This window comes from Pseudomonas sp. Irchel 3E13 (assembly GCF_900187455.1).
Lineage (GTDB): Bacteria > Pseudomonadota > Gammaproteobacteria > Pseudomonadales > Pseudomonadaceae > Aquipseudomonas.
Genome location: NZ_FYDX01000032.1, coordinates 1 through 13458, shown reverse-complemented (window position 1 = coordinate 13458; position 13458 = coordinate 1). Strand labels below are relative to the sequence as shown.

At 60.5% G+C, this 13458-nt stretch carries 13 protein-coding genes and 1 pseudogene; 11 read left to right on the top strand and 3 right to left on the bottom strand.

The genetic code is table 11. From position 1 onward, the window contains the following. Positions 1–224 precede the first annotated feature (224 nt). Positions 225–989, bottom strand: a complete 765-nt coding sequence (locus CKW37_RS32020; protein WP_095160058.1) for an N-acetylmuramoyl-L-alanine amidase — start codon at positions 987–989, stop codon at positions 225–227. Positions 990–1251: 262 nt separating this feature from the next. On the opposite strand from CKW37_RS32020, the gene CKW37_RS32015 reads away from it, so the two are divergent. From CKW37_RS32015 to CKW37_RS32000, 4 genes are read left to right on the top strand one after another with little or no spacing between them, the layout of a single operon-like run. After that, the gene (locus CKW37_RS32015) at positions 1252–1917 is read left to right on the top strand and encodes an amino acid ABC transporter permease (protein WP_095160057.1); all 666 of its coding nucleotides are present in this window, start codon (positions 1252–1254) and stop codon (positions 1915–1917) included. Continuing rightward, positions 1898–2557: an amino acid ABC transporter permease gene (locus CKW37_RS32010; protein WP_095160056.1), complete on the top strand. Its 660-nt coding sequence runs from the start codon at positions 1898–1900 to the stop codon at positions 2555–2557. The genes CKW37_RS32015 and CKW37_RS32010 overlap by 20 nt, the downstream gene beginning before the upstream one ends. Beyond that, on the top strand, positions 2554–3327 hold the full coding sequence (locus tag CKW37_RS32005) for an amino acid ABC transporter ATP-binding protein (RefSeq protein WP_095160055.1): 774 nt from the start codon (positions 2554–2556) through the stop codon (positions 3325–3327). The genes CKW37_RS32010 and CKW37_RS32005 overlap by 4 nt, the downstream gene beginning before the upstream one ends. After that, on the top strand, positions 3324–4205 hold the full coding sequence (locus tag CKW37_RS32000; RefSeq protein WP_095160054.1) for a transporter substrate-binding domain-containing protein: 882 nt from the start codon (positions 3324–3326) through the stop codon (positions 4203–4205). The genes CKW37_RS32005 and CKW37_RS32000 overlap by 4 nt, the downstream gene beginning before the upstream one ends. A 99-nt stretch (positions 4206–4304) precedes the next feature. Here the strand turns inward: CKW37_RS32000 and CKW37_RS31995 are convergent, their stop codons facing one another. Continuing rightward, a complete protein-coding gene (locus tag CKW37_RS31995; protein WP_095160053.1) occupies positions 4305–5468 on the bottom strand; it encodes an AAA family ATPase in 1164 nt (387 codons plus the stop codon). A 171-nt stretch (positions 5469–5639) separates the two neighbouring features. On the opposite strand from CKW37_RS31995, the gene CKW37_RS31990 reads away from it, so the two are divergent. From CKW37_RS31990 to CKW37_RS32730, 7 genes and pseudogenes are all read left to right on the top strand, one after another. Then, positions 5640–6731 carry an efflux RND transporter periplasmic adaptor subunit gene (locus CKW37_RS31990; protein WP_095160052.1) on the top strand — a complete coding sequence of 364 codons (1092 nt, stop codon included), beginning with the start codon at positions 5640–5642 and terminating at the stop codon, positions 6729–6731. Beyond that, positions 6728–7795 (top strand): efflux RND transporter periplasmic adaptor subunit, encoded by a 1068-nt coding sequence (locus tag CKW37_RS31985; RefSeq protein ID WP_095160051.1) that lies wholly within the window; start codon positions 6728–6730, stop codon positions 7793–7795. The genes CKW37_RS31990 and CKW37_RS31985 overlap by 4 nt, the downstream gene beginning before the upstream one ends. After that, positions 7792–10839 (top strand): efflux RND transporter permease subunit, encoded by a 3048-nt coding sequence (locus CKW37_RS31980; protein ID WP_095160050.1) that lies wholly within the window; start codon positions 7792–7794, stop codon positions 10837–10839. The genes CKW37_RS31985 and CKW37_RS31980 overlap by 4 nt, the downstream gene beginning before the upstream one ends. 204 nt (positions 10840–11043) lie before the next feature. After that, positions 11044–11616 carry a helix-turn-helix domain-containing protein gene (locus CKW37_RS31975; RefSeq protein WP_143502190.1) on the top strand — a complete coding sequence of 191 codons (573 nt, stop codon included), beginning with the start codon at positions 11044–11046 and terminating at the stop codon, positions 11614–11616. Positions 11617–11778: 162 nt separating this feature from the next. Continuing rightward, a complete protein-coding gene (locus tag CKW37_RS32735) occupies positions 11779–12189 on the top strand; it encodes a hypothetical protein (RefSeq protein ID WP_143502188.1) in 411 nt (136 codons plus the stop codon). Positions 12190–12576: 387 nt separating this feature from the next. Next, positions 12577–12789 (top strand): annotated as a pseudogene (locus tag CKW37_RS31970) (IS630 family transposase); the annotation flags it as partial. A gap of 243 nt (positions 12790–13032) precedes the next feature. Further along, a complete protein-coding gene (locus CKW37_RS32730; protein ID WP_143502186.1) occupies positions 13033–13353 on the top strand; it encodes a hypothetical protein in 321 nt (106 codons plus the stop codon). Here the strand turns inward: CKW37_RS32730 and CKW37_RS31960 are convergent. Further along, a partial coding sequence (locus CKW37_RS31960; RefSeq protein ID WP_135192744.1) for an IS3 family transposase occupies positions 13350–13458 on the bottom strand: 109 nt, incomplete at its 5' end. The two genes, CKW37_RS32730 and CKW37_RS31960, sit on opposite strands and share 4 nt — an antisense overlap.

Genomic DNA, 13458 nt, shown 5'->3' with positions numbered 1-13458 from the left:
CACATGGCGAAAGCCACGGCCTCGATTGATGAAGGCCTGGATGGCGGACAGCTTGAACTGCTTGGAATACGTGGTCATGCAAACACCCCGGTGTTGGATGGGTGTCCAACTTCCGGGGCGCAGTTCATGAACCTGTAGGAGCGAGCTTGCTCGCGAAGGGCCCCAATCGGTTCAACTGACAGGCATTACCCCAACGGCGGTTTTTTCATTGCCGGCGATAATGCTCATTCGGAAGGAAAATACTTCTCGACCAGCGCGTACAGGATGGCCGCCGTTTCAGCATCCAGCAGGCCATCGTAATTGCGCTGGCGAAAATGCAATTGGAAGGCGCGGATCAAGGCGCGGTATTCGCTCTCCGTGCTGGCCTGACCGGTGTCGTATCCGTATTGGCCCAGCTTGGCGATGACATCCTCTGGGGTTGGCAGTGCATTGAGGAATTGCTCGAAATACCGCTGTAGGGTCGCGATGTCATACCAGGCCCCGATACCGGCTTTGTAAAGTGCCTGCCAAGGGAACATCGCCCCCGGATCATTCTTCCGGCCGGGGGCAATATCGCTGTGCCCGACGACCTGCGTCGGCGTGATATCCGGGTAGCGCCGAAGAATATCCGTGACCAGTTCCTTGAGCACTTCGATCTGCTGCGGGTGATACGGCACAAAGGTCAGTGTTCCCTCGTGGTCGGTGGCCTGGTTGACGAGTTCGATGCCGATCGAGGTGTCGTTGAGGTTGGTACGACCCGCCCATTGGCTGAGCCCGGCATGCCAGGCGCGCTCACACTCATCGACCAGATTGAACACACGCATCCCGGTGAAACCCGCCTGCTGATAGCTCTGATCCGATGGATCGGGAACGAGATAGTGGGCGCTTACGGGGCCCGTAAGCGCGGTGACCGATGCCTGGAAATCAAGAGCGGTGTAGTGAATCACCAGAAAACGAACGCGCCGGTTGAAGGCTGTCGAGCGGTAGGTATCACAGTCGATTTCATACATGGGGACAGCCTGTTCAGAACGGAGGGCTGTGAAAAATATCCGTCCGAGTGTCCCGGCTATCCATACCTATGTAGGTGACATGTAACTGAAAACTCGCCCCAGGAGCGTCAGCGATTTCAGTGATATTCATATTCGATAAAAGTATTTAAATAATTATTTTTATACCTTTAGAGTCTTTCCCGAATGAGGCTTACCCGCCTCGCACTTCTCGTCAGCATCCGCCCGTCTACCCTCGGGCCGGTTCGGAAAAGACCCCCCGTTCATGACCTTCGATATCCCGTTCATCCTCAGCACCTTGCCGGCGTTTCTCAAAGCCGTCGGCGTGACCCTGCAGGTTGGCCTGATCGCTATTGCCACCTCGCTGGTGGTCGCGGTGGTCAACGCGGCGATCCTGCTGTTCCGCACGCCGGTGCTGCACCGCCTGGTGTCGCTCTACGTCGAGCTGGCCCGCAACACGCCGTTGCTGATCCAGTTGTTCTTCGTCTACTTCGCCCTGCCGGCGCTCGGGGTGAAAATCTCCGGCTTCGCCGCGGCGATCATCACCATGACCTTCCTCGGCGGCGCCTACCTCACCGAGGTGCTGCGCGCCGGTGTCGAGGCGGTGCCGGTGGCGCAACTGGAATCGGGGCGCTCCATTGGCTTGTCCGAAGGCCAGTTGCTGCGCCATGTGATCCTGCCGCAGGCCGGCATCCTCAGCCTGCCGTCGCTGTTCGCCAATTTCATTTTCCTGCTCAAGGAAACCACCGTGGTCTCGGCGGTGGCGGTGCCGGAGATTCTCTACACCACCAAGAGCTACATCGCCCTCTACTACAAGACCTACGAAATGCTCGCGGTGATGACGCTGATTTGCGTCCTGCTGTTCCTGCCACTGTCGCTGCTGCTCAGCCGCCTGGAACGGAGGCTACAACATGGCCAGTTCGGGTCTTGAGCTGTTGCTGGTGTCCTTGCCGCAACTGAGCAAGGGCGCCGCGCAAACCTTGTCGATCTCGGCATTGGGAATTGTTTTCGCGACCTTGGGCGGCGTGCTTTACGGCGTGCTGGCGACCCTCGGCAAGCGCAGCGTGAACGTGCTGCTGCGCATTTACCTGGAGCTGTTCCGCGCCATTCCGGTGCTGGTCTGGTTGTACCTGTTGTTCTTCGGCCTGCCGATTTTCCTCGGCATCAGCCTGCCGAGCTTCTGGTGCGCGGTGCTGGTGCTGGCGCTGTGGGGCGCCAGCGAGGTCGGCGAAGTGGTGCGCGGCGCGCTGCAATCGCTGCCTCGCGGTCAGCGCGAGGCGGGGCTGTCGATCGGCCTTTCCGGCTGGCAGTTGTACGGCTACGTGCTGCTGCCCCAGGCGCTGAAGCGCATGACCCCGCCGACCATCAACATCTACACGCGGATCATCAAGACCAGCTCGCTGGCGGTGCTGATCGGCGTGGTGGACGTAATCAAGGTCGGCCAGCAGATCATCGAGCGCACCTATGAATCAGTACTGATCTACGGCGCGCTGTTCCTGTTTTTCTTCTTCATCTGCTATCCGCTTTCGGCGGCCTCCCGGGCCCTGGAGCGACGCTGGACACACGCATGAGCGCATTGATCGAGTTTCAGGGTTTCAACAAATTTTTCGGCGAACAGCAGGTGCTCAAGGACGTGGACCTGTCGGTGGAGACGGGCGAAGTGGTGGTGATTCTTGGCCCCAGCGGCTGCGGCAAAAGCACCTTGCTGCGCTGCCTCAACGGCCTGGAAAGCGCCCACAGCGGCAGCTTGCGGCTTGAAGGCCGCGAGCTGCTGAGCCCGAAAACCGACTGGCGCGACATCCGCCAGCAGGTCGGCATGGTGTTCCAGAGCTACCACCTGTTTGGCCACATGAGCGTGATCGACAACCTGCTGCTCGGCCCGCTCAAGGTGCAGAAACGCGACCGCCGCGAAGCCCTGGCCCAGGCCGAGGCGCTGCTGGCGCGGGTCGGCCTGCTGGACAAGCGCGACGCGTATCCGCGCCAGCTTTCCGGTGGTCAGCAGCAACGCATCGCCATCGTCCGTTCGCTGTGCATGAACCCGCGGGTGATGCTGTTCGACGAAGTCACCGCCGCCCTCGACCCGGAAATGGTCAAGGAAGTGCTGCAAGTGATCCAGGGCCTGGCCCGCGACGGCATGACCCTGCTTATCGTTACCCACGAAATGGCCTTCGCCCGCGCGGTGGCCGACCGAATCGTGTTCATGGAGGCCGGCAGGATCCTTGAACAGAGCCCACCCGAGAGCTTCTTTACGAACCCGCGGACCGCACGCGCGCAGCAGTTCCTGGAGAAATTTTCCTTCGTAGAACGCCTGCCAGAGACACCTCAAAAGGAACTGTCATGAAAACTGCCAAAACCTCGAAACTGCTGCTTTCACTGCTCGGCCTGGCGCTGCTGGCCGGCTGCAACAAGGCCGAAGAGCCGCCGAAACCCGCCGCTGCCACGCCCGCGCCGGCCACCACCAGCTACCTGGAAACCATCAAGGCCCGCGACAAGCTAATCGTCGGCGTCTTCACCGACAAACCGCCGTTCGGTTTCGTCGATGAAAGCGGGCGCTACGTCGGCTTCGATACCGATATCGGCCGTGCGTTTGCCAAGTCGTTGCTGGGTGATGAGAACAAGGTCGAGTTCGTCGCCGTCGAGCCGGCCAGCCGCATTCCGTTCCTGCAGAGCGACAAGGTCGACCTGATCCTGGCCAACATGACCGTGACCCCGGAGCGCAAGGAAGCGGTGGAATTCACTAATCCTAACCTGCGCGTTGCCGTGCAGGCCCTGGTCGCGGATGGCAGCTCGGTGCAGAAGCTCGATGACCTGGCCGACAAGACCACCATCGTCACCACCGGCACCACCGCCGACATCTGGCTGACCAAGAACCACCCGGACTGGAAACTGCTCAAGTTCGAGAAAAACAGTGAGTCGCTGCAGGCCTTGGCCAATGGTCGTGGTGATGCTTATGCGCAGGACAACCTGATCCTCTTCAGTTGGTCGAAGCAGAACCCGGGCTACCGCGTACTGCCGGAAAAACTCGGCGAAGAAGCGCCGATCGCACCGGCGGTGAAGAAGGGCAACATCGAACTGCGCGACTGGGTCAACGCCGAACTGGCGCGTCTGGGCGAGGAGAAATTCCTGCTCAAGCTGTATGACCAGTACGTGCGCAAAGAGCTGAGCGATGACACCAAGCCAGAGAGCGTGATTGTGGAAGGGGGCAAGTGGCAGGGTTGATTTGATTCAGTGGGCTCAGGGGCCCTGTGGGAGCGGATTCATCCGCTCCCACAGGTTGACGGTGACCTGATGTCCGGTGATTGCCCCCGAGTTCACTCTCTAATCCGGCCAATGCCACACCGGCTCATCCAGCATCCCCTGCCCCACCACCCGGGTCTGACCCAGTTGTTTTTCCAGCACGATGGAATTGCAGGTCGCATCGCCTTCCAGCGCTTCCATCAACCCCCGCGAGTGCGACACCACCCACACCTGACAATGCTGCGACGCGCGGATGATCAGGCGGGCCAGTGCCGGAATCAGGTCCGGGTGCAGGCTGGTTTCCGGCTCGTTGAGGACCATCATGGTCGGCGGCCGTGGCGTCAGTAGCGCCGCGACCAGCAGCAGGTAACGCAAGGTGCCGTCCGACAGTTCCGCCGCCGACAGCGGCCGCAACAATCCCTCCTGATAAAACTGCACGGCGAACAAGCCACCCGGCACCGCGTCGATCTTCAGCCGAGCGCCGGGGAAGGCGTCGGCGATGGTGTCCTGTAGCGCCTGCGGGTCGCCCACTTCGAGGATGGTTTGCAACGCGGCCGCGAGGTCACGGCCGTCGTGATGCAGCACCGGTGTGCGCGTGCCCAGTTGCGGGCGTCGGGCCGGGGCGCCCGCATCGGTGCGCAGGTGATCGTAAAAGCGCCAGCCCCGGATCTGTTCGCGCAGGTGCAGCACTTCGGGCGAGGAACGCAGGTTGCCGACCTGGTCGAACAGGCTGTCGGCGCTGGACACATGCTGCGCCAGCACATCCCACTGGCGCCCCTCGCGGGCCTTGATCATCGGGCCCTGGCGATCCACCAGCAGGCTGGCGGGCCGGTAGCTTTCGCCGGCCCAGAGGCTTTCGCGCTTGATTTGCGGGTCGAGGAAGAACTGCGTGCGGCTGTCCGGCTCCGGCAGGCCGAGGCCGATGGCGTAGCCGAAGTCCTCGCTGGCAAAGCCCAGGCGCAGCCGTTTCACCCCCTTGCGCGGCCCACCTTCGATCGCCACTTCGCCACGGCTCATGCGCCGGCTGATCTGCTCGGGCCCGGCCCAGAACGTCGACTCCAGCCCGCCTTCCGCCGCCAGCGCATTGACCACGCCGCCGCGAGCGGTTTCCGCCAGCAGGCGCAGCGCCTTGTACAGGTTGGACTTGCCGCTGCCGTTGGGCCCGGTGATCAGGTTCAGGCGGCCGAGGGGCAGCACCAGCCGGTTGATCGAGCGGTAGTTGGCGACGGCGAGGGTGGTCAGCATCACAGAGGTTCCATGGGAGAAGGCGGGAAGTATTGTCTATTCCACGGCTTGAGGACGTTGCCTACGAATTATGTAGGCCAGTTCCGATTGTTGTGTGAGCAGCTATGGAACCCCTGATCTACGCTAACAGTCGCATTCACCATGTCGAACCGGCGCTTGCAAGGAGCCAGCATGAAGGGGTCGTGTTCTTATTCGCTCGTTTGCATGGGCCTGATGCTCGTGTTGGCGGGCTGTGGTGAGAAGCCCGCCGAGGAGCCGCAACGCCCGCGGGTCGGGGTGCAGAAGGTCGAGCCCGGCGATTTCGCCGCCTCGGTGACGCTGACCGGCGACGTTCAGGCGCGGGTGCACAGTGACCTGTCGTTCCGCGTTGGCGGCAAGATCATTTCCCGCAGCGTCGATGTCGGCGACCACGTCACCGCCAATCAGGTGCTGGCGCGGCTCGATCCGAAAGACCTGCAGACCAACGTCGACTCGGCCAACGCCGAAGTCCTCGCGGCGCGGGCGCGGGTGACGCAGAGTTCCGCCGCCTTCGTGCGCCAGCAGAAGTTGCTGCCCAAGGGCTACACCAGCCAGAGCGAATACGATTCCGCCGAAGCGGCGCTGCGCAGCAGCCAGAGCGCGCTGAAGGCCGCCGAGGCGCAATTGGCGAATGCCAAGGAACAACTCAGCTACACCGCGCTGGTGGCCGACGCGGCCGGGGTGATTACCGAGCGCCAGGCCGAGGTCGGCCAGGTGGTGCAGGCGACGGTGCCGATTTTCAGCCTGGCCCGCGATGGCGGCCGCGATGCGGTGTTCAACGTCTACGAGTCGCTGCTGCTGGCGCCGGCCAGCGCCGAGTCGATCACGGTCAGCCTGCTCGATAACCCGAAAATCCAGGCCAAGGGGCATGTTCGCGAGGTCACGCCAACGGTGTCGGCACAGAGCGGCACGGTGCAGGTAAAGATCGCCCTGGACGAGGTGCCGGCGGGCATGGAGCTGGGTTCGGCGGTCAGCGCCACCGGCAATCCGCAGGGCCGGCCGGGTGTGGAACTGCCGTGGTCGGCGCTGACCAAGGACCTGAATGAGCCGGCCGTGTGGCTGGTGGACCAGGACAACAAGGTGCGCCTGCAAAAGGTCACTGTCGGCCGCTACCTCACCGGCAAGGTGGTGGTCAGCGACGGGCTGGAAAGTGGCGAGTCGGTGGTGGTGCTCGGCGGGCAGTTGCTGCACCCGGGCATGCTGGTGGAAATCGCCGATAACGGCAAAGCCGGGGAGCTGCCATGAAGCCCGCGATCCTGCTGTTGGGCTGCCTGTCACTGGTGGCCTGTAGTGATAAGAAAGAAACCCCGGAGCCGATCCGCCCGGTGCTGTCGATGCGGGTGCAGACCCAGGACCAGCTCAACCTCGGGAGTTTCGCCGGGACCATCCAGGCCCGCTATGAAAGTACCCTCGGTTTTCGGGTCGGTGGCCGCATCGCTCGCCGCGCGGTGGACGTGGGCAGCACGGTCAAGCCGGGCGATGTGCTCGCCAGCCTCGATCCCACGGATCAGCGCAATCAGGTGCGTGCCGCCGAAGGCGAGCTGGCGCGGGTCCAGGCGCAGTGGATCAATGCCCAGGCCAATGCGCGTCGCCAGCAGCAGTTGTATGACCGCGGCGTCGGCGCCCAGGCGCAACTGGACATTGCCCAGACCGACCTGAAAACCACCGGCGCCACCCTTGAACAGGCCAAGGCCTCCTTGCAGCAGGCCCGCGATCAACTCGGCTACAGCGAGCTGCGCACCGATCACGGCGCGGTGGTCACCGAATGGAAAGCCGAGGCCGGGCAAACCGTCAGCGCCGGCCAGGCGGTGGTGACCCTGGCGCGGCCGGACGTGAAAGAAGCGGTGATCGACCTGCCGACCCGCCTCGCCGAAGAACTCTCCGAAGGGGTGGAATTCCGCGTCGCCGCGCAACTGGACAACAGCTTGAACACCACCGCCACCTTGCGCGAAATCGAGCCGCAGGCCGACGCCAGCACCCGCACCCGGCGCGCCCGGCTGACCCTGAAAGACACGCCGGACGGTTTTCGCCTCGGCACCTCCATCAGCGTCACCCTCAGCTCGGCGGTGAAGCCGCGCAGCGAAGTGCCGGCCAGCGCCATTCAGGAGGTGGACGGGCAAACCCGCGTGTGGATCGTCGATACCCAGCAGAAAGTGGTCAATCCGCGAGACGTGAAAGTGCTCGAACGAGGGCCGGATGCAGTGCTGCTCGCCTCGGGGGTGCAGCCCGGCGAGCGGGTGGTCACCGCCGGCGTCAACAGCCTCAAGCCGGGGCAGAAGGTCATGGTCGATGAGGACGAGTCCCGATGAAAGGAAGCTTCAATCTGTCCGAATGGGCAATCCGTCACCAATCCTTCGTCTGGTACCTGATGTTCGTCGCCTTGCTCATGGGGGTGTTTTCCTACCTCAATCTGGGCCGTGAGGAAGACCCGTCGTTCACCATCAAGACCATGGTGATCCAGACCCGCTGGCCGGGCGCGACGCAGGACGAAACCCTGTTGCAGGTCACCGACCGCATCGAGAAAAAGCTCGAGGAACTGGACTCCCTCGACTACGTGAAAAGCTACACCCGGCCCGGCGAATCGACGGTTTACGTCAACTTGCGCGATACCACCAAGGCCAGCGATATCCCGCAGATCTGGTATCAGGTGCGCAAGAAGATCCAGGACATCCGCGGCGAGTTTCCCCAAGGCATCCAGGGCCCCGGTTTCAACGACGAATTCGGCGATGTGTTCGGTTCGATCTACGCCTTTACCGCCGACGGCCTGAGCATGCGCGAGCTGCGCGACTACGTGGAGCGGGTGCGCGCGGAGATCCGCGAGGTGCCGAACCTGGGCAAGGTGGAGATGATCGGCACCCAGGACGAGGTGATTTACCTGAACTTCTCCACCCGCAAGCTGGCGGCGCTGGGCATCGATCAACGCCAGGTGGTGCAGGCCCTGCAGGCGCAGAACGCGGTGACGCCAGCGGGGGTGATCGAGGCCGGGCCGGAGCGGATTTCGGTGCGTACCAGCGGCCAGTTCGCCTCGGAAAAAGACCTCGCCGAGGTGAACCTGCGCCTCGACGATCGTTTCTACCGGCTGGCCGATATTGCCGAGATACGCCGTGGTTACGCCGACCCGCCGACGGTGCAGTTCCGCTACAACGGCCATGATGCGATCGGGTTGGCCATCGGCATGAAGTCCGGCGGCAACATGCAGGTGTTCGGCCAGGACCTGCACAAGAAGATGGACAGCGTCATTACCGAACTGCCGGTCGGGGTCGGGGTATTCACCGTGTCCGACCAGGCCGTGGTGGTGAAGGAGGCGGTCGGCGGCTTCACCAGCGCGCTGTTCGAGGCGGTGGTGATCGTGCTGTTGGTGAGCTTCGTCAGCCTCGGTTTGCGCGCCGGGCTGGTGGTGGCCTGCTCGATCCCGCTGGTGCTGGCGATGGTCTTCGTATTCATGGAGTACAGCGGCATCACCATGCAGCGGATTTCCCTCGGCGCGCTGATTATCGCCCTGGGCCTGCTGGTGGACGACGCGATGATCACCGTCGAAGTGATGGTCACGCGCCTGGAAATGGGCGAGAGCAAGGAGCAGGCGGCGACGTTCGCCTACACCTCGACCGCCTTCCCGATGCTCACCGGCACCCTGGTGACCGTCGCCGGTTTCGTGCCCATCGGCCTCAATGCCAGTTCGGCGGGGGAGTACACCTTCACCCTGTTCGCGGTGATCGCCGTGGCGCTGCTGGTGTCGTGGATCGTCGCGGTGCTGTTCGCCCCGGTGCTGGGCGTGCACCTGCTCAACATCAAACCCAAGGTCCACGAAGAAGAGCCGGGCCGGGTCGGTCGGGCATTCGCCGGCGGCCTGCTGTGGTGCATGCGCAACCGCTGGCTGACCATCATCGGCACCATCGTGCTGTTTGCCCTGGCGATCTTTTGCATGCGCTTCGTGCAGAACCAGTTCTTCCCGTCCTCGGACCGCCCGGAATTGCTGGTGGACATCAACCTGCCGCAGAACGCCTCGATCGAGGAAACCCGCAAGGTGGTCGATCGTCTCGAATCCACCTTCAAGGACGACCCGGACATCGTTCACTGGAGCACTTACATCGGCCAGGGCGCGGTGCGTTTCTACCTGCCGCTGGACCAGCAACTGCAAAACCCCTACTACGCGCAACTGGTGGTGGTGAGCAAAGGCCTGGAGTCCCGCGAGGTGCTCAAGGCGCGCTTGCAGAAGCGCCTGCGTGACGACTTCGTCGGTATCGGCAGCAACGTCCAGTCGCTGGAAATGGGCCCGCCGGTGGGCCGGCCGATCCAGTACCGGGTCAGCGGCAAGGACATCGATCTGGTGCGCAAGCACGCCATCGAGCTGGCGACCCTGCTCGACAGCAACCCGCACGTCGGCGACATGATTTACGACTGGAACGAGCCGGGCAAAGTGCTGCGGATCGACATCGCCCAGGACAAGGCGCGGCAGCTCGGCTTGTCGTCGGAAGACGTGGCCAACGTGATGAACAGCATCGTCAGCGGCGCGCCGGTGACCGAGGTGCACGACAACATCTACCTGATCGACGTGGTGGCCCGCGCCGAAGACAGCGAACGTGGTTCGCCGCAGACCTTGCAGAACCTGCAGATCGTCACCCCCAACGGCACCTCGATTCCGCTGCTGGCGTTCGCCACCGTGCGCTACGAACTGGAGCAGCCGCTGGTGTGGCGGCGTGACCGCAAACCGACCATCACCATCAAGGCCTCGGTGCGCGACGAGATCCAGCCGACCGACCTGGTGGCCCAGCTCAAGCCGAAGATCGACGAATTCGCCAGCAAGCTGCCGGTGGGTTACGAAGTGGCGACCGGCGGCACGGTGGAAGAGAGCGGCAAGGCCCAGGGCCCGATCGCCAAAGTGATCCCGCTGATGCTGTTCCTCATGGCGACCTTCCTGATGATCCAGTTGCACAGCGTGCAGAAGCTCTTCCTGGTGGCGAGCGTGGCGCCGCTGGGGTTGATCGGCGTGGTGCTGGCGCTGGTGCCGACGGGTACGCCGATGGGCTTTGTGGCGATTCTCGGGATCCTCGCGCTGATCGGCATCATCATCCGCAACTCGGTGATCCTCGTGACCCAGATCCACGAATACGAAGCCCAAGGCTACACGCCGTGGGATGCCGTACTGGAAGCCACCAACCACCGCCGCCGCCCGATCCTCCTCACCGCCGCGGCGGCGAGCCTGGGCATGATCCCGATCGCCCGGGAAGTGTTCTGGGGGCCGATGGCCTACGCGATGATTGGCGGGATCATTGTCGCGACCTTGCTGACGCTGCTGTTCCTGCCGGCGCTGTATGTGGCCTGGTACAAGATTCGGGAGCCGGAGAAGGCTTGATCCGGGGTTGATGGTGTTTTTGTGGGTCAATCGCTGGCAAGCCAGCGATGGCGGCTTAAATCCACACCACATTCAAGTGCGGGTAGTCACCCACTTTCCTGACCAAGCTTGTGCAAACCGGCAATAGGGTGTTCCAGCAAACCCTGTGCTGATTTTGTCTAGTGTGGTGTTTCGCAAATAACACTCATATTCTGATCTAGACTTTTGAGCATCCAAAAGCACTGGGGCAACGATATGAAAACTGGCCGACCTGCTGCTCCCATCGAGTTGAGTGACGAAGAGCGCTCTGAGCTGCTTCGTCGCTCCCGGCAACGCAAGGGGTCTGCCGAATCACAAATTCGAGCCGAAATCATTTTGGCGTGCGCAAGCGGTGAGTCAGGTACTTCTATAGCCAACAGATTCGGTATTGGCGTACACACGGTTTCGCGCTGGCGAGTGCGATTCAGTCGGCTGCGGCTCGATGGCCTGAATGACGAACAGCGCTCAGGCCGACCTCGCAGCATCACTGATGAGCAAGTGCAGGCTGTCGTCAATCAAGTGCTGAAGTCCAAACCGGAAGATGCCAGCCATTGGAGCACTCGCTCGATGAGTCAGGCGACGGGCATCTCTCCTGCCAGTGTATTGATAATTATCTTTCTCACTTGGTTGCAACTGGCTCTTCGTCAGGTTTTGATTTTCGTAGATAAGTTACCCGTCGGGTTAAGCTCCGTAAAGGCGCTCAGGGATAACGATTGTAAACTAGTTGCTGCTCATCAGATGGGGCAGTGCTCACGATAGCTGGAGGAATATCTGACTCATGGGGGCATGTAGGCACTAGTACCATATTCGGCGGAGAGTCAAGTGCAAAGGTGCCAATGTCCAGCGAAAGTTCCAAGGTCGATCTTATGCGATATTACACTAGAGAAAGATCTGAAAATAAATATCCGCGAGCTATTGCGAGTGAAAGCGATGTTAAAAGTCTCATATATATATTCTCTCGCCGCTAAGGTGGTTGGTTGTGCGTTGGCACTTTCTGGTTGTGTATTTTTTGGCCCGGGGCCTGGGTATTCATTGGCTATTGAAAATGATTCTGGCGTGTCGATTAAATACTGTTATTGGCCAGAGATTTCTGAATGTAATCAACCGTTTAGAAATGGTGAGGGTGTAACTCATTATTATGAGCATGTTGATGGCGGAGAACGTGGAGCTCTAGAAACTTTTCGTGAGAGGGCATTGGAGATTTGTGGAAGAGTAGTAAGTATAGATGAGCTAGAAGCTTTTTCGCCAATCGAGAATTTGAATGGTCGCGATTTTCAGATGATTATAGGTGAGCAGGTGGGTGATGTGTATTGCCATTCGCCAGGTGGATAATTTATAGGTATAGCAAGAAAAGGGGGCAGAATAAAGGCAGGAAAAAAAGGTCAGATTTATTTTTAGAAAAAGTGGACATATTTATTTTTTTGGTGGGACTAGACACGGTTTTGACGAGAAATAAATTTGTCCCCCTTTTTCCTGATTGAAGATGGTTTTGATGTGGACTCGTTCTACTCCGTCTCAAAATTCGGGGTTGAAAGGGTTTGGGATGCCATCGAACGCTGGGGTGAAACGCTAAGTGAAGGTGCCCTACCCATAGGCAAAGATGGGGGGGCAATCAGATTTATCTAGGTTCTGTACGAAATCCCGAGAAACCCAATCGGCGCCCTTTGGAAGCTGAAATTCAGTAGGGTTCCCGGCCATCTACGGAAAGGAATTCTGTGATGGTTGAATATGGTTGAGCGCTTTTTCTCGACGTTGAGTGAGAAGTGGATCAAGCGCCAGGCGCACACCAGCGTGAAAGATCTGGAAGAGTCTATCGAGTACTACCTGACCACCCACAATGCCAACCCTCGACCCTTCCGCTGGTATCGAAAGGCCGAGGACATCTTGGCGAGTGTTGGCCGGGCGGCCGAGGTATTGAATAGAAAAATATGAGCGTTATTTCTGAAACACCACACTAGGAGAGGGAGTTGGATGGGAAGCCAGATACGCACTCTCGTAATCACGTTCATCTTGATATCGCTTTCGGCGTGCTTTGACCGCTCTATATCAGGTAGTTACGTGGCCAGAGACTCATCAAGTGCTGATCTCTTGCAGGTTACTCAGGCACAGGATGGAAAGATCGTAGGCACCTTGCAGCACATAGCTCTCAAAAGCGGTGGCAGGATAGAAACGTCGATGGCAAACGTAAGTGGCGTCGTTGATGGCGAGAGTCTGACCCTCACTGTATCCATGGCCGGTTTCCCAATCAGTCGGAATCTCAGCGGAACGGTGACCGCATCGGCTTTGGAGCTAAATCTGATCGGCAACGTTGGCGTGGTTGCCAGTGCTCATTTCGCGCGCGGCAGTGTGGCTGACTTCAACTCTGAAGCTGAAAGGTTGGCGCAGGCTGGACAGTCGATAAAAGCTGAGAATTTACGCAATGATCAGATCGAAGCTTTGGATCGGTCCGCGTTGGATCTCGAAAAAGCGCTGAATGAATCGCCCCTGGTTTCCTAGACACTCTCCAAGCTCAGGAAATAGCGTTTCTCATACTCTACTGGAGACAGCTGCATAGCACTGCTGTGTCGGCGTTTAGGGTTATAGAACATCTCGATGTAATCG

Bases quoted from the DNA above. Each gene is read 5' to 3' on its own strand.
- CKW37_RS32020 (WP_095160058.1), bottom strand. From the start codon at position 989: ATGTATGAAATCGACTGTGATACCTACCGCTCGACAGCCTTCAACCGG.
- CKW37_RS32015 (WP_095160057.1), top strand. From the start codon at position 1,252: ATGACCTTCGATATCCCGTTCATCCTCAGCACCTTGCCGGCGTTTCTC.
- CKW37_RS32010 (WP_095160056.1), top strand. From the start codon at position 1,898: ATGGCCAGTTCGGGTCTTGAGCTGTTGCTGGTGTCCTTGCCGCAACTG.
- CKW37_RS32005 (WP_095160055.1), top strand. From the start codon at position 2,554: ATGAGCGCATTGATCGAGTTTCAGGGTTTCAACAAATTTTTCGGCGAA.
- CKW37_RS32000 (WP_095160054.1), top strand. From the start codon at position 3,324: ATGAAAACTGCCAAAACCTCGAAACTGCTGCTTTCACTGCTCGGCCTG.
- CKW37_RS31995 (WP_095160053.1), bottom strand. From the start codon at position 5,468: ATGCTGACCACCCTCGCCGTCGCCAACTACCGCTCGATCAACCGGCTG.
- CKW37_RS31990 (WP_095160052.1), top strand. From the start codon at position 5,640: ATGAAGGGGTCGTGTTCTTATTCGCTCGTTTGCATGGGCCTGATGCTC.
- CKW37_RS31985 (WP_095160051.1), top strand. From the start codon at position 6,728: ATGAAGCCCGCGATCCTGCTGTTGGGCTGCCTGTCACTGGTGGCCTGT.
- CKW37_RS31980 (WP_095160050.1), top strand. From the start codon at position 7,792: ATGAAAGGAAGCTTCAATCTGTCCGAATGGGCAATCCGTCACCAATCC.
- CKW37_RS32730 (WP_143502186.1), top strand. From the start codon at position 13,033: ATGGCAAACGTAAGTGGCGTCGTTGATGGCGAGAGTCTGACCCTCACT.